The following is a 15,073-nucleotide window of genomic DNA, read 5'->3' as shown; positions in this document are numbered from 1 at the left end:
GCTTACTCCTCAGCGTTGACGGTGTTGGATTCGGAGGCCTGCGAGTTCACGGACACGCCGGCACTGTTGAGCGCCGCGGCGGAGCCGGTGGACAGGCGGCGCAGGCGCTTGACCTGCTGCTCGACGTTCAGGCCGATGACTTCCAACGCGCGGTCGTTCATGGCCTTGACGGTGCGCTGCGAGGCCGCGCTGCCGTCCTGGTTGGCCAGGACCTGGGCGTCCCAGCGCTGCAGCTCGGCGCTGGCCACCTGCATCTGGGCAGCGAGGGCCTGGTCGTCGCGGCGCACGCGCGTCAGGTACTCGTTGTTGCGGCCGAACACGTCGTACATGATGTTCATGCGCCCGAACACAAAGTCCATTGCCGTGTCCAGCGCGGCATTGCGCAGGCGCGCCAGCTCGGTGACAGCGTCCACCAGCAGGCGGCGGCGCTCGGCTTCGCGGTCGGCGGTCATCTGGGCGGCCAGTCGGCCCTGGTACAGGTCCACCACACCGCCGGCCACGGCCTGCAGCGCTTTGGCCGCGCCGGGCGGCACGGCCAGCCCGCGCTGGTTGAGTCCGCCCAGCACCTGCACGCCCTGCTGCCGGGCCTGGGCTATCCGGTGGTCCTGGCCGACATAGCCCAGGCCGTCCTGGCCATGCATGGTGGCGCGCAGCCACTCCACGGCATTGCGCCAGCCCGGGCCCACGGGCGCCACGATGTCCATCACGCCCTGGAACTCCACGGCCCATTCGTCGGCCACCTGATCCAGCTGCTTGGCCAGCGCCTTGTCGTGCTGGGCCACCCAGGAGCCTGCATCCGCCGGATCGAATCCGCTGCTGTACTGCGGCAGCCGGTAGGCGCCATTGGTCCTGGCGGGTGTGAAGGATGCCACGGGCGACTCGATGGCCTGGGCCTCGCCGTACTTCTGCAGCGCAATGCCCCAGGCACGGCCCAGCAGCTCGTCAAACAGAATCGCTGATGGCAGCGCGCGTCCATTGGCCATGGTCAGCCCCTCCCGATCCGGCGCTGGCCCGCGACCACGCCGAAAACAATGTTGTCCAGCTCGGCCGCGCCCTCGCCCACCAGGTCGAACGTGAAGTAGTTGGCGGCCAGGCCCCGGCCCGGATCGAAGCGCTGCACACGCTGCGCTGCATCCACGCGCCGCGCGCGGTAGGTGTGGGTCTGCTGGCCGTCGCCGATGCGCACATACAGCTGGCCCGTGGCCGAGACGCCGGCATGGACCGACTCCAGCCGCTTGATGGCCTGGCTGCCGAAGTCATGCTTGCCCAGGCCCGCCCCCCATTCGATGGGCAGGCCGGCGTCGGTGCTGCCGCCCAGGCTGTAGACGCCATCGGCGCGCACACCGAACTGCCGGCCGCCCACGGTCATGAAGCTGTCGAAGGCGTAGCCCTCGTAGCGGGTGGAGGCACTGGATTCGGTGTTGACCACCCAGGCATGCCCCGGATCGACCATCACAGGCCGGCCGTCCACGACCCGGAACACCAGCGCCCGGTAGCGCTCCACGGCGCCCAGGTGCTCGAGCACGCTGGCCACGATGGCGCCCGAGATCTGGGTTTCTGCCGCACTGCTGATCTGCTCGTGCACGTCCAGCACCAGGCCGGCCGCGCCCAGCGTCAGCGCGCCCGAGGCACCCACGCGCTCGGCAATGACCAGGGTCACGTAGCCGCTGGCGGTCAGCGCCGCATCGGCTCCCAGCAGGTCCTGCGCCCGCACCAGGTGGGTCAGCGCCTCCACATCGGACAGCAACTGCAGGGGCGCCAGTGTCAGCCGCCCCTCGGCATGCCGGTCCTGCGAAGCCACGGTGAAGGCCGGGCCCAGGCGCATCTGGTAGTCGTGGCCCTGGCCGCTGATGAGGGCCCCGTTGACCACGGGCGGCGGGACGAAGGCGGTTCCGATGGAGTACTGCGGAATCCAGGCGCCCTCGCCCACTTCGACCTGGGCCGTGGCCTGCAGGCGCGCCAGCGTGGGCCGCGCCACGGCGTCATTGCGGGCGTCCGATGCCCGGACCTGGGCGCCGGCCAGCCGCAGCGCGCCGCGCGGGATGGGGTCGCCGGCCACGCGCAGGGGCCGCAGCCGCGCCTTGACCTGGGCCAGCGGCCTGTCCGCGGCGAAGAGGTCCAGCGGCGCCAGGGCCAGGCGCATCCCCATGGGCTCCAAGGCCTGGCCTGCAGCTTTGAGGCGGGCCAGCATCAGCACCGCCTTGCCGTCTTCTGCGGGCAGCCCATCATCCAGCTGCGGAGAGTCCACCGCATCGTCGCCGCAGTACAGCACGGCATCGAGCACAAAGGGCTCAGGCTCGCTCATCCGAAACGGCCCCTTGTAGATGCTCACGTCGTTCAGGAACCATTCGATGCGCCCGCCACCGACCTGGGCCCGGACTGTGTCGCTGCCCGTCATGGCCCCCACGCTGCCCAAGGTCGCGCCTGCATGCCGCACGCTGATCTCTCCGTCTCCGAACACCAGGCCGTTCTCGATCTCATCGAACGATGAGCGCTTGTCACGCGGGACGCGGCTGGCCAGCGTGAAGCCCACAACTGCGCCAACCGCCTTGCCGACGATGAAGCTTGCCGTGCCGATCCAGTTGGCCGGCAGCTCGCGCAGGCTGTGCGCCCCACCGTTCCAGCCGAAGTGCCAGTCGTAGGTGCGGCGCTCCGGGGTGGCGACCTTCGGCGGCCGCGCCGGGATCGCAGGCTGCGCTGGGATCACGATGCGCACGTTCTCGCGGCGCATGATCCAGGCGCTGGTCCAAGTCAGGGGCACGCGCTGCCTGCGTATCACGCCATCCACAGTGATATCGGCCAAGGCCCAGATATCGCTGTAGTGGGCTGCTTCAGCGCTCAACAAGGGGTTGCCCACCCTGTCGCTCAAGGCATCCAAGGGCGTGCGCCAGCCCACCGCCTTGGAGCCATCGGGCGCGGTGTATTCAACGCGCTGCATCTCGTTGATGCCGGCTTCCACGCGCACGTCTCGCCATTCATAGGTGATGCGCTCGGGGGTTGCAGCCCGGCCCGGAAACCCCGGGTCCGCAGCCGTGGCCGGCACGAACTCGACCAGCTTCTTGTTCTTGATCAGCGCGTTACCCATTGGCGAGCTCCTTGGCGCGGTGGTCGGCCATCCAGGGCCGGCCGGGGTTCATGGGCAGCAGCTCGCCGTTGTCGTCGCGCAGGCTCAGCAGGGGAAACAGCTCGCCGCGGTTGAAGTCGAAGCGCGAGTCGTCGATGTCGTAGCCGCTGGAGCCGGGCAGCAGTTGGCCGTCCACCCAGGCCCAGTACGGCAGGCGCATGCTGTGCGCCGTGGCGCGCCAGCGCTGGCCCCCGTCGCGGCTGGTGTGCAGCTTCACGGCCAGCGGCAGGATGGCGCCGTTCTCGTCGGTCTGGCGCGGGCCGTAGACGGGGATGGCCAGCGTGCGCTGGTCCAGCGCCACGACAAAGCCCACGCGCTGGGGCCAGGGCTGGGGCAGCATCCGCCGCTCCCAGGTGGCGCCGCCGTCGGCCGAGACCATGAGCTGAACCCGGCTACCGGGATAGTCGATCACGCCGGGCGAGCCCTCGGCATGGATGTACTGGGGGTCAAACTGGACCCACAGCAGCGGCTTCCTGTCCACGCGCACGCCGCCGCCGTAGCCCACGGCCCAGTAAGGCGGGTAGTGCCGCAGGCCGCCGATCACATCGCCAGCATGCAGCCCTGCGCTGAACCGGCTGCCCGGGATGGTGCTGATGCGCGTGGCGCCGGTGCGGGTGAACGCATAGACCTGCACGCTGGCCGCGTCGGGCGCGGGCACCAGGCTGTCCAGCTGCAGGGCCGAGACCAGCAGCAGCGTGTCCTTGTCGCGCGGCACCATGGCGGCGATCACGGGCGCGGCATTGCCATCCGTGATACCGGTATGCGGCACATGGACCCAGGTGGCGCCGTTGTCGTCGCTCCAGAGATAGGCCCAGCCCGCGCTGGCCGCGCCCTGGCTGCCACCACCGGGCAGGCGCAGCGTGGTCATGCGCAGGGACAGCACCAGGGTCTGGGGCGACAGGCGCACCAGGTCCATCTCGACCGGTGCCATGTATTGCCCAGGGCCCGCGGCAGCGGGCATGGTGATCTTGGAGGTCTGCACGCCATCGGCCGTGGTGCGCGTGCAGGTCAGCCGGAACAGGCCCGAGGAATCGGGGTGGTAGCAGTCCTCGGCCAGCCCATGCACGGCGACCAGGCTCAAATAGCTCTTGCCATCCTGCTTGGCCATGGCCGGCTCGGCCACGGCATAGGTGCTGCTGGGGTCTGCGCGCATGCTCAGCAAGACCCTGCCGAATAGCAGGCCCGCATTGGCCGCATAGACCTTGCTCGCGTCGTACAGCCGATCGTCGTCTGCAAAGAAATCGATGGAGCGCGAACCCGGATCAAAGCCCAGGCCGCTGTGCACGCCGAACGAGAGCAGCACCTTGCCGCCGGCGGGCCGGTCCGGGTCCATGCGCACCAGCTCGACACCAGTGCAGCGGCTGTCGCGGCGCACGGTCTGTACGAAGCGATTCATCCCCGCGAAATACCGCGTGTCGCCGGCCGCCGAGACCTCGCGCACCAGCAGCACCGTGCCGTCGCCCAAGCTGAACAGCCGCCGCTTGCCGTTCTTGGTGGCATGGTCGGCCGTCTCCACGCGGGTCTCCACACGGGTGAAGCGCGGCACGCGGGTCTGCAGCTTGGAAGCGGCCAGGTTGCCAAAGGACAGCGGCCCCTGCTGCTCGTCCAGCGCAGACGCCATGAGCTGCACCCGGGGCACAGCGTCGGGTGCCCCCGGGGCGGGCTGCGCCACATCGTCGGGCACGGCCTGTGCATAGCCATCCGTCAGGCGGCGCGCGTCCGGCGGCTCCCACAGCGACACCAGCTGCACGACCTCGCCACCCGTGCGCCGCATGGTGACGAACTCGCCCGAGCGCTGCACCTCGCTGCCGTCGCGCCGGTCGGTCATGAAGGAGTTGCCCACATCCAGCATGCCCTTGAGCGCCTGGTGCTCTGGCCCGCCGGCATCGCCCTTGAGGTCCTTGTGGATCAGCATCACACCTCCTCGCGCGCCAGCAGGAAGTCGGTCCAGAACTCGGAGGGGCCGCCCCCGCTGGTGCCGTTCCACCAGAAGGCAGCAAGGCGATCAATGCCATTGAAGGCCCCATCCGCCTGCACACGGTCCGTCGCTGAAAGCGCATAGGGCCGCATCTCGTGCCACTCGAATTCCGTGCCCGCTAGTTCGGCTGCCGTGATCTCGCCCAGCAACACCTCGCCGTCGAGTACCTGGATGCCGCCGCCCAGGCTCACCAGGCGCAGCTCCTGCACCGTTGAAGGCACGTTGACCGGCTTGACCACAGAACCGGCCGCGTCCAGATCGAACTCATGCACGCCCGCGTTCGTGGCCTTGTACAGCAGAGTGACGTCCGCCGTGACACTGACGGGCTCAACGGCCCCTGTGACCTGATAAAGCCCCACGTTGATCGTGCGCACCAGCTGGGCCGGGGCCCGGACCTCGAAGTCCGGCGCCGGCGGCAGGCCCAGGTCCAGGAAGCCGCGCGACGGGTTGATCGCATCCCCGTTCCAGCCGAACGCCCAGTGCGCTGCATCGATCAGGTCCTGGAAGTCCAGGCCCAGGTAGGGATCATCGGCAGCCACCACGGCCACGAGCACGTCGGCCTGGGGCATCAGGGCCCCGGCCTCGTAGACGAGCGTTCCAGCAGCCATGCCTTGCCCCGATCAGAACGCCGGCAGCGCGATGGAGAAGAAGTTGACGGCCTGGGGCGCGCCGACCGCCAGATCCACGCTGGTGATGTTCAGGTCGGCGCCTGCGCGCGCCACGGTGCCCTGCAGGCGGGGCAGCGTTATGGATAGGCCTCCGGCATCACTGGCGCCAACGAAACGGAAAAACCGCACCGTACCGGACTCGATCACCGTGCCGGTCCAGGTCTGGGTGGACAGCTTCTCGATGAAGCCATCGGCCGCCGTGGTGCTGAGCGTCAGGCCCGCAGAGGTGCCGTCGCTGTAGATCCGGGCCAGCAGCTTGTGCACGGCAGGGTCCAGCGCGGCGTCGGCCGTGGCAGGGATCGACACTTCCGGGCAGCCGTACAGCTCCAGGAAGCCGCCATCCAGGGCCGCCTTGAGCGAGCCCGTGGCGAGCATGTGATTGCGAAGGCCGGTAGAGGCTTTGGTCGTCATGGTGGTGGTCCTCGAAAGGTCAGGAAGCGGTGGATCAGGAAACTCAGGAAACGGAGATGAACTGGAAGCCCGCCAGGATCTCCAGGTAGAAGGCGGGATCGACGGCGCGCGCCACGGGCAGGCGCACGATGGACAGCAGCGCGCCGGTGTCCGAGCCCTTGCCCGAGCTGCTGCTCACGAACACGCCGTTGACGGTCTGCATGCCGGTGAAGCTGAACCGCGCCAGGCTCAGCTCGTTGCTCACGCCGCCGGCCGAAACGTTGCCCGGCACCCAGGCCTTGCGCGTCGTGCCGTCGTACTGCGTGACCTCGGTCACCAGCGTGGGCAGCGTGGCGGCCGTCTCGGTGCCGTTGGGCACATAGGAGCCGGACCAGAGCCCGATGAACAGGTTGGCCGGCATGGCCGCGCCCTTGAAACAGGCGTTGGCGATCAGGTCCAGGCCTTCGCCGGGCACGCGGTTGTGCAGGCGCTCGCGGTGCACCAGCGCGTCGTCGGCGCGGCGGCGCAGCGCCAGGTCGTAGGTGAAGCCGCAGGGAATGGCGTGGTTGGTGTTCATGGCTGGGCCTTTCGTACAAGCCGGACCTGGGCATAGGAGCCCACGCCGGCCGAAGTGCTGGGGGATTGAGAGAGGGTGGCCACGATGGCGCGCATGCCGTCGGCCTCGCGGTACAGCGTTGCGCCAGCGCCCGAGGCCTCTATGGCGATGTGCTCGGCCTGCAGGTTGACCAGCGAACCGTCCGGCCGCGCCGAGACAATGCCGCGCGTGCTCATCCAGTGCGCGCCGTCCGTGCCGCCCGTGGCCGCGAGCCGATACCCGGCCTGCTGCTGCAGCGCCCCGTAGGGCAGCACCGCGCGCATGGACTGCGCCGGCAGGCCACCGGCCAGGAAATAGGTCTTGTCCGCCATCACAAACACGCCAGCCTCCACGGCCGCGATGCAGGTGATGGGCGCCGGGAAGATCTCGAAGCCCTGCGACTCGTCGCGCAGGCCCGGGGTAAAGGGCTCGCTGTAGATCAGCGCCGAGCCCACAGCCACCAGCAGCCGGCCGCCCTGGTAGGCAATGCTGCTGCCCGCCGGCATCAGGGAGAACTGCACATCGCCCACGACCTGCGGCTGGGCATCGAGCCAGCGCGGCGTCGGGCCGGGCACGGGGTGATAGGACCCGACGCGGATGCCGTCGGTGAAGTACACGGCCTCGTTGACCTCGGCATAGACAACGGGCGTGACCCGGCCGTATCCCGCGGCGACCTGGGTGCGCGTGGTGGCGCCCGAGGCATCCACATCGATGCGGAAGATGTCGCCACTGTCGCAGTACAGGCCATAGGAGCCGTCCAGCGGCGACCAGCCCGAATGACAGTCCAGGCCCTGCTCCGCCAGCGCATACCCGGCCCGCGTCTTGAGCGAGCCCTGGGCCGTCACATCGACGTTGAGTGCATCACGCAGCAGATGGCCGGCGCCCTCGGGCAGCCCGAGCTTGAAGTCGGGTGCGCGGTTGTCCATTCCGAGGGGGAACGGGCCGATGGGCTTGGGGGTGGATGGCATGCCCAGGAGTTTCCCGGGCGCGAGAAATTCTGACGAACCTTAGGCGGAGGACTCCATAAAAATCTCCCGCCGAGGGGCAACGCCATGGCCATGAAAAATAGGCCCAGTATTCGTGCGAGCTTCTTTATCAGCCTGCAGAAGTCAACAGGCCCTGGCCAAAAGTCTGCCAACCAGCGCTCCCAAGTTGGTAAACCTCCTGACCAAATTTGAATATTTTTGATCCATTTTCCGCCGCCTTTGCTGCCTTAGAAATCAAATCCATTCCCTTTGCAAGTACAGACTTAACCTCCTCAGAGCTGCTCTCAACCTCCTTAACGAGATCAGGCGCAGCATTTCTCATTTCACCACACTGTTTATTAACAGCATCAACAATAGGCTTTGCGCCATTTATTTGATACAAGATCAATGCCGTTTTTAATTCATTCAACTGACTTTCAAGCAGCTCCCTAAGCCCCACCGGCATCTTGGTGTTAGCCAGCAACTCCTCTTGCTCAGAAATAGCCATCATCAGATCGAGCATATCATCCTGACCCATCTGCTCTTCCGAATAATTGCTTAATGCCCATGACATCCAGCTCAAACACATGCGGACTTCTGGAGGAACTACACCGCCCTGCGATTGACTCCAAGGTAAATGCACATATTTAGTCGAAAGAGACTTATATAGTCCAGCCACCACACCCTTATAGCAATCCTCCGGCACTTCGAGATACCTAGCTTTTGCCTCTAAGTTACGCAATTCTGCACCTAGGGCACGAAGCGCAATTACGACTGCCTCCTCGATTTGATCCTGAGTTGCTCCAGGCTGAATATTCAAATAGGTCTTCCATCCTTCAATCTGTTGGCTTTCATGCTTCAAAGCGCAGAAGTGAGAGACGATTGCTTTTATTCGGGTGGCAGAGTTCATGTTTTCCGAGTGATTAATAGAGGATCTGGCGGGCTTTCGACAATCTCCACATTGCTCACCTAGCCCTGTCAGTCGCATGCAAGGTGACCAGTGAGCCAGCTTAGCTCACTCATGACCATTGACGAACATGACTCTATCAGGACTACGAAACATCACCATCCACTCCCTGTCAGCCGGAACAGTTTAGTGAGATCTAATTGCTTACTCGACCTTGCCGTCGTCGATGGATTGCTCGCAACCAGCTCCCCCAATACGATGCCACCATGCCCGGCATCATCTTCTGGCTGCTCGTGATCGCGGCCATCCTCTTCTTCAAGCTGACCACGCCCGCCGAGCGCCGCTCGATGATCGAGACCTACTGGTTGATCATCATCGGGCTCGGCGCCGTGGGCTTCATCTGGCAGTTCCTGCGCCAGGGCACGCTCAGTTCGTGAGCCCGGCCACGCGCTCGGCAATGGCGTTGCGGCGCTGCTCGATCTCGTTCAGGCGCTCGCGCTTGGCCTCCGCCGACAGCAAGCGATCCCCGTCGATCTTCTTCGCGCGCTGGCCCAGTTCGGCCATCTGCTGCTTGGCGGCGTTGATGGCCATGCGGTTGCGCAGCTTCGGCCCTTCCTCTTCCTGGATGCTGCGCGCCAGCTCGACGTCGCCGGACTTGATCGCGGCCTGGTAGCTGGCCCAGGCCTGCTCCACATCCTTGGCCTGCTCGTACATGGTGGTGACGTAGCGGCTGGAGCCCGTGGGCAGCTCCTCGACGAAGTTGCCAGCCACGAAGGTGTCGCGCAGGCGCATGGCCGGGCGCTCGCCGCGGTCGAGCATGGGCCGCGCGATGGCGTCGGTCGCACTGGTGCTGACCGTGGCGAGCCAGCCGAAGTACCCGCGCAGCAGGAAGTCCACCTGCTTCGGACTCAGGCCCGAGTACTCGCCCTTGGCCAGGCGCACCGGGTCCGGCAGACCCCAGGAGCCCAGCAGGCGCGCCACTTCCGAGGTGCGCTCGTTGTAGCGGTCCTGCGGGCGCAGGCGCTCGTCGGCCATGCCCTCGATGGCCCGGCCGCTGAAGCTGTCCTTGTTGGCGTAGACCTCCAGGAAGGGCTTGATGGCCTGGGGCGTGGGGTCCATGGCGAAGGTGTTGAACACCATGTCGCTGATGCGCTGGCCGAAGCGCTTGCCCGTCATCTCTTCGCTCATCATCAGCTCGGCCGTGCGCTCGGCCACCGTGCCGATGGCACCCACCTCGAAGGGCTTTGGAATCCGGAAGGCCTTGTCGCCGATCTTGAACCACCAGAAATTGTCCCGGTCGAAGTCCTCGCGCTTCTTCCAGTCGTCGTCATCAGCGTAGGCGGCCAGCAGGCCCAGGCTGGCCATGGACACAGCGCCGGCCATGGCGGCGAAGCGGCGCGGGTCCTCACCGGCGGCGCGGCCCAGCTTGTACAGGCCCTGCAGGCGGGCGTTCAGGAAGGGCACGGTCTGGGCCAGGAAGCGCACGGTCTCCCATTTGCCGGACATGCTGAAGTCCATCAGGTCCCGGGCCTGGAAGCTGGCCTCGGCATGGCTCAGACCCTTGGCGCGCAGGCGCTCGTACAGCGCCGTGCGGTTCACGTTCTCGGTGCGGTCGCCGAATTCCTCGTACACCTCCCACAGAGAGCGCATCTGGTCCTTGAGCTTGTCGAAGCCCTGCTTGTCCAGCATGGTGCCGCCCAGGCGCTCGATCTGCCCGCGCAACTGGTTGGTGTTCTCCTGCGTGCCGAACTTGATGATGCCGCCGCTGGCCAGCATGGAGGCATAGGTCTGGCTGTTCTTGTCCGTGGCCTTCCAGCCCTTGGCGACGTTCTCCAGCGGGTTGTAGCTCAGGTCGCTCTGCGCGATGGCCGAGAGGCTGTCGCGGATCAGGTTGCGGATCTTGAAGGTGGGGTTCACCGTCACGCCGAAGGTCAGCAGGCGCTTGAACGGCGCCATGGCCTTGACGATGCCCGGTGGCGTATAGCTCATGGCCGAGATGGCATCGACAAGGTACGGGTCCTCGACGGCCCAGTGCTCCGCCACACCCTCGCGCATCACCTTCACGGAGCCCTTGGTATCGGCGGGCACGCGGTAGGCCACGCCCAGCTTCTCGGCCGCGTCCATGGTCTCCAGGGAGGCCCGGTTACGCGCGGCGGCGGCATAGAGGTGGCTCCAGTTCATGAGCGTGTTCTGCAGCAGGTCGGCGTTGAGCTGCTGCGTGCCGCCCTTGAGCTTCTTCCAGGCCTGCTGATTCACCAGTCCGGAGCTGAAGCGCGGGCCGCGCATGCCCCCGTCCTCTTCCATGAGGCGGTAGAACGGCACATAGGGCTGGTCCTTCATGAGGTCGTAGGCGGCCTGGTCAATCAGGCCCGAGTCCCGCGCCACCTTGAGGCTGGCCTCGTTGAAAGCGTTGAGCTCCCGGAGCGCCGCGGCGTACAGCGGCATGCGCGCCGTGCCGTCGGCCATGCGGCCGGCATCCAGCGAGCGTAGGGCCGTGATGTCGCGGTCGGTCAGCAGGTTTTCCTTGCCCTCGGCCTTCAGGCGTTGGGCACGCTGGGCGGCCACCCACTGGAAGAATCGGTCGTGCTCGCCCTTGAGGCTGGCCAGCACGTTGGCGAAGCCTCCGTCCTTGATGTCCACGTCGGCCACGCCGTCGCGCAGGTAGGGCTTGCCGTAGAGCAGCGCCGCCTCCACCGCCCCGTCGCTGCCCTTGGACAGGCGCGCCAGGATGTAAGCCTTCTCGCTGATCTCCTTGAGGGGTGCGAACTGGTCGACCAGGCCCTGGCGCAGCTTGGTGCCGATGTTGTGGCTCATGGCCTGCGCGCGCTCGGCCCAGGTCTGCTTCACCTGGACGCCGAAGGCATGCTCTGCGGCGCGGGCCTGCTCGGCGGAGTAGTGGCTGGCCGTGGGCGCGGCCGGCGCGGCCCGGCTGAACTGCTGCGCTACCATCGGCCTGTCTCCCGAATTGGATGAGCCGGGTCGCTCCACACCGCTTGCAGTGTCAGTGCCGGAAACTCGACGATTCGGGGGGCCTTCTTGTGTGGCCCCGTCCAGCTCGCCAGCCAGCGCGGGATTCTCCCGCTGCGCGATACCGAACGCCAGGTTCACCAGGTCCTGGCTGGCGAAGTCGCTGCGGCTGCCCGCGATCTTGGCCCAGACCTGGCGCAGCACCTTGCGCACCTGGTCCAGCCAGCGCGCCACGGTGCCGGGCTTGGCGAGGGCATTGGGACGCACACCCATCTCCAGAGCAACCTGCACGGCGTAGGGGAAGAGCTCCTGCGACGAATAGGCCTGAGCATCTCCAGACGCAGGATGGGAATCGCGCACGCGGGCGGCGGCCTCGTTGTAGACCTGGCGCTCCAGGCTACCCTCTGGCGCGCTGGCCCAGCGGCCAATGGCGCCATGCAGCTGATTCCAGCCCTCCTCGCCCAGCACCGCAGGGCCGTGCTTGTGCATCAACTCATGGGCCACCACGCCCAGCTCGTCGCCGGCCACGATGTGGTCCGAGATGATGAACACGGTCTTGGTGTTGGGATCGTAGAAGCCCTGGGCCTTGCCGCCGCCCTCCGCACCCATGGACACGGGGCCGATCAGCGGCTCCCAGTTGGCGCGGATGTCGTCGGAGGTGGTGACCACGATGCGGCCCAGGCTGTTGGGCAGCATGCCCATGCCGCCCACCAGTTGGTTCACGGCTTGGCGCACAGAGGCATTCGTAGCAGCGGAGACTGGCGGGCGCAGTTTGCGGATCTCCCGGGCCAATTCCTCGGGCATGTTGCGGCTGAACTGCGCGGCGGCGCCCTGCTCTACACTGGCCGCGTCCCCCGCAGAGCGGATGGAAGTCAGGTCAGGGCCTGCAGCCTCGGCAGATGCGTCCACCCCTTGAGCTGCGGGGGGCATTCCGTTTTCGGGCGCCTGCTGCTGACCGGCGCGCGCCGCATCAGCGGCATCCACCTCGGCCAGGATCTGCGCCAGCCTCTTGCCCTTGGGATCTATTCCCAGACCCCGGGCCACGCGGCCGGCAGGTAGCGCGCTGGATCGCCAGTTGGCCGGGCGGGCCGCTGCTGCCTGCGCTTGTCCTTGCGGGCCTGGCGCCGCGCCGCCTTGCGCGCCATTGTTGAGAGTCGTGGTGCTGGCATTGGTCAGACCTTCCTGCGCTGCAGCAGCACCAGCAGCCGGCGCGCCTGGCGCTCCAGTTGCTTGCGGAGGTTGCGCGCCAGCTTGCTGGGCTTGATCGGCTTGCGGGGCAAAGGTGGCTCCTGTTGTTTGGGTCAGGGGTGCAGGCCCAGCGGCTTCCAGGGCGCCGGGTCCGGTCGAGGGAATGGCTGCTGGGGCGGCCACGGCGGCAGCTCGTGCCTGGGCACCTTGGGCATTTGCGATCTCCTGGACCTGCAGGGCGGCCTGCTGGGTGGCGTCGAACCCGGCATCCACCGCCATGGCTGCGCCGCGCGACAGCGGGCCGTCTGCAGGGTTGATGCCCATGCGCTCGGAAGGACGCTGCAGCGGGCGCTGGGGGATCAGCGCCTCCATGGCGGCGTTGTCTGCGAAGGGGTCCATCGCTGGCGCGCGGTCGGCCGGCAGCGGCGCAGGCTCGCCGACACCACGGAATCCCATGTAGGCGTCCACCATGCGGCGCACGCGCTGCGTCTCAGTGGTGTCGAGCGGCTGCTCGTTGATGCGGGCAAGGCCCTCGTTCAGGCCGCCCAGCACCTGGGCCGAGTTCTCGGCGCCGCCATCCAGCAGGTTCTGCAGCCCGGATAGGATGCGGCCGGTGCGCACACGGGCATCCACAGCGGCAATGCCGGCATCCTCGCTGGCCTGCTGGAACTGGCCCTGCAGCTGCACGCCCATGGCGTCTGCCGCCTGCAGCCCAGCACCAGGGGCTGGCGCACCAGCAGGATCAGCGCCCACGTTCTCGGCCAGCCAAGCGTCTTCCATGGCATCGCGCACCGTGTCCACCGTCTGCTGGGTAGAGAACTGCGTGCCGCTGCGCACAGCGGCTTGGACTTCGGCCAGGTAGTCGGGACGCTGCTGGGGGGTATCCTGTGGGCGACCGAGGAACTCACGCACCGCAGCGTTCTGCTGGTCCCAGTCCGTGAAGGGGTCCACAGCCGGACCAGCAGCCTCTGCCGGAGCAGCAGCACCTGGCTGCGCGGCACGTGCGCCAGCCTGCACCTGCTGGTCCCATGCTGTGTAGGGGTCAGGCTCTGCCTGCGACCTGGAAGTCACCAGGTCCTCGAAGTTGGCGGGCGCGCCCAGGTCCACGGGGTTGACCGGCTGCCCGGCCAGGTTCTGGATGCTCGCCTCCTCGGCCAGCTGGTTGGCACTGGCTGCGGCGTCCTCCGCGCGCTGGCGGCCCTGCTGGTCTGCCTGGCGAGCGCGACGGTTCGCCGCGCCGCTCACATTGGCGCCAGCCCCCATCACGCCACCGGCAATCGCTCCTTCCGTGCTGGCTCGGGCCACGCCCTCCATCAGCGGCTTGCCCTCGGCGTAGTTCTGCCACATCTGCTCCTGGGCCGACTGTGGCAGTTCCTGCAGCACCGCCTCGGAGACCATTCCGCCAAGGATCCGGCGCTGGGCCGAGAGCGGCACCTCCGTGGTCGCGCCCGTGCCGATCTTGGCCATGGCCGTCTCGGCGGTCTCCAGGCCCAGGCGGTTGGCCACCCGGCCGGCCCCCACGCCGATGGCGCCCGTCAGTGCGCCTGCGCTCAAGGCCGCCACTGCATTGCGCTGCTGATCCTCGCCCGTGGCCTGCTCCATCTGCTGGCCGGCCGTGACCACGCCCTCGCCGATACCCGCCGCCATAGGCGCGGCCCACTTCTCGCCCACGGTGCGCGCCAGCACACCGGGTGTGGCTGCACGCGCCGCCGTGCCCGTGGCGGCGTTGGCAGCCTTGGCAGTGACTGCGCCAGCGCCCATGGCTGCGCGCCCGAGGACGCCGCCGGCCACCATCGAAGGCAGCGACTCGGCCACCTGATTGGCCGTGTAGCCAGGGTTCTTCAGGTAGGCCAGCGCGATGTCGCCGGCCGAGCCATCCTTCCAGGCCTCGTCCACGTTCTGGCGCCCGGCCTCGTAAGCCGGAGAGAACTTCGTCTCGTCAGCCCACTTGCCCGGCTGGAAACCCGTGGCCTCGCCCAGCGCATCGGCCGCCGCAGTGACGGGGCGCGCGCCAGTGGCCAGGGCGATAGGCAGATCAGCCAGCCCCGTGACCATGCCCGGCAGTCGCTGGACGCCGGCCTTCACGGACTTGCCGAGGTCGGAGAGGGTGCTGGATTTGGCGGGCTCAGGTGTGGAGAAGGCGCCCTTCTCCCAGTCGGGCGCGCCACCCGCATTCGGTGCGGCAAAGGTGCCGCGTTCCCAGTCTGTATTTGCCATGCCCCCAGTGTTCCCACGCAGGGGCTGGGGCGCGAACCCTGGGCGGGGGCGTGAAAAGCCCGCTCGGGGCGGGC

General features: G+C 67.6%; 10 protein-coding genes. 1 reads left to right on the top strand and 9 read right to left on the bottom strand.

Going from position 1 to position 15,073, the window contains the following annotated elements; all coding sequences use genetic code 11:
* Window positions 1-2: 2 nt before the first annotated feature.
* The 8 genes from DELCS14_RS13530 to DELCS14_RS30500 all read right to left on the bottom strand — a co-directional run bounded on the left by DELCS14_RS13530 (window position 3) and on the right by DELCS14_RS30500 (window position 8,630).
* The gene (locus tag DELCS14_RS13530) at window positions 3-983 is read right to left on the bottom strand and encodes a hypothetical protein (protein ID WP_013802126.1); all 981 of its coding nucleotides are present in this window, start codon (window positions 981-983) and stop codon (window positions 3-5) included.
* Window positions 984-985: 2 nt separating this feature from the next.
* A complete protein-coding gene (locus DELCS14_RS13525) occupies window positions 986-3,085 on the bottom strand; it encodes a hypothetical protein (protein ID WP_013802125.1) in 2,100 nt (699 codons plus the stop codon).
* Window positions 3,078-5,039, bottom strand: coding sequence for a hypothetical protein (locus tag DELCS14_RS13520; protein WP_013802124.1), 1,962 nt, complete (start codon window positions 5,037-5,039; stop codon window positions 3,078-3,080). The genes DELCS14_RS13525 and DELCS14_RS13520 overlap by 8 nt, the downstream gene beginning before the upstream one ends.
* The gene (locus DELCS14_RS13515) at window positions 5,039-5,710 is read right to left on the bottom strand and encodes a hypothetical protein (RefSeq protein WP_013802123.1); all 672 of its coding nucleotides are present in this window, start codon (window positions 5,708-5,710) and stop codon (window positions 5,039-5,041) included. The genes DELCS14_RS13520 and DELCS14_RS13515 overlap by 1 nt, the downstream gene beginning before the upstream one ends.
* Window positions 5,711-5,722: 12 nt before the next feature.
* Window positions 5,723-6,181, bottom strand: coding sequence for a hypothetical protein (locus DELCS14_RS13510; protein WP_013802122.1), 459 nt, complete (start codon window positions 6,179-6,181; stop codon window positions 5,723-5,725).
* Between the two features lie 43 nt (window positions 6,182-6,224).
* Window positions 6,225-6,737, bottom strand: coding sequence for a hypothetical protein (locus DELCS14_RS13505; protein WP_013802121.1), 513 nt, complete (start codon window positions 6,735-6,737; stop codon window positions 6,225-6,227).
* Window positions 6,734-7,723, bottom strand: coding sequence for a hypothetical protein (locus tag DELCS14_RS13500; protein ID WP_013802120.1), 990 nt, complete (start codon window positions 7,721-7,723; stop codon window positions 6,734-6,736). The genes DELCS14_RS13505 and DELCS14_RS13500 overlap by 4 nt, the downstream gene beginning before the upstream one ends.
* A gap of 127 nt (window positions 7,724-7,850) precedes the next feature.
* A complete protein-coding gene (locus DELCS14_RS30500; RefSeq protein WP_013802119.1) occupies window positions 7,851-8,630 on the bottom strand; it encodes a hypothetical protein in 780 nt (259 codons plus the stop codon).
* Between the two features lie 263 nt (window positions 8,631-8,893).
* Between DELCS14_RS30500 and DELCS14_RS30980 the strand changes: the two genes are divergently transcribed.
* The gene (locus tag DELCS14_RS30980) at window positions 8,894-9,064 is read left to right on the top strand and encodes a hypothetical protein (RefSeq protein ID WP_013802118.1); all 171 of its coding nucleotides are present in this window, start codon (window positions 8,894-8,896) and stop codon (window positions 9,062-9,064) included.
* Here the strand turns inward: DELCS14_RS30980 and DELCS14_RS13490 are convergent.
* Window positions 9,054-14,999: an LPD38 domain-containing protein gene (locus DELCS14_RS13490; RefSeq protein ID WP_013802117.1), complete on the bottom strand. Its 5,946-nt coding sequence runs from the start codon at window positions 14,997-14,999 to the stop codon at window positions 9,054-9,056. The two genes, DELCS14_RS30980 and DELCS14_RS13490, sit on opposite strands and share 11 nt — an antisense overlap.
* Between the last annotated feature and the right edge of the window lie 74 nt (window positions 15,000-15,073).

Origin of the sequence: Delftia sp. Cs1-4, assembly GCF_000214395.1 — a bacterium.
GTDB lineage: Bacteria > Pseudomonadota > Gammaproteobacteria > Burkholderiales > Burkholderiaceae_C > Comamonas > Comamonas acidovorans.
This window is presented reverse-complemented; position numbering and strand designations above follow the sequence as displayed.

Excerpts from the sequence above, each read along its gene's own strand:
- DELCS14_RS13515 (WP_013802123.1), bottom strand. The coding sequence starts at position 5,710 with ATGGCTGCTGGAACGCTCGTCTACGAGGCCGGGGCCCTGATGCCCCAG.
- DELCS14_RS13500 (WP_013802120.1), bottom strand. The coding sequence starts at position 7,723 with ATGCCATCCACCCCCAAGCCCATCGGCCCGTTCCCCCTCGGAATGGAC.
- DELCS14_RS13490 (WP_013802117.1), bottom strand. The coding sequence starts at position 14,999 with ATGGCAAATACAGACTGGGAACGCGGCACCTTTGCCGCACCGAATGCG.
- DELCS14_RS13510 (WP_013802122.1), bottom strand. The coding sequence starts at position 6,181 with ATGACGACCAAAGCCTCTACCGGCCTTCGCAATCACATGCTCGCCACG.
- DELCS14_RS13530 (WP_013802126.1), bottom strand. The coding sequence starts at position 983 with ATGGCCAATGGACGCGCGCTGCCATCAGCGATTCTGTTTGACGAGCTG.
- DELCS14_RS13525 (WP_013802125.1), bottom strand. The coding sequence starts at position 3,085 with ATGGGTAACGCGCTGATCAAGAACAAGAAGCTGGTCGAGTTCGTGCCG.
- DELCS14_RS13505 (WP_013802121.1), bottom strand. The coding sequence starts at position 6,737 with ATGAACACCAACCACGCCATTCCCTGCGGCTTCACCTACGACCTGGCG.
- DELCS14_RS30500 (WP_013802119.1), bottom strand. The coding sequence starts at position 8,630 with ATGAACTCTGCCACCCGAATAAAAGCAATCGTCTCTCACTTCTGCGCT.
- DELCS14_RS30980 (WP_013802118.1), top strand. The coding sequence starts at position 8,894 with ATGCCCGGCATCATCTTCTGGCTGCTCGTGATCGCGGCCATCCTCTTC.
- DELCS14_RS13520 (WP_013802124.1), bottom strand. The coding sequence starts at position 5,039 with ATGCTGATCCACAAGGACCTCAAGGGCGATGCCGGCGGGCCAGAGCAC.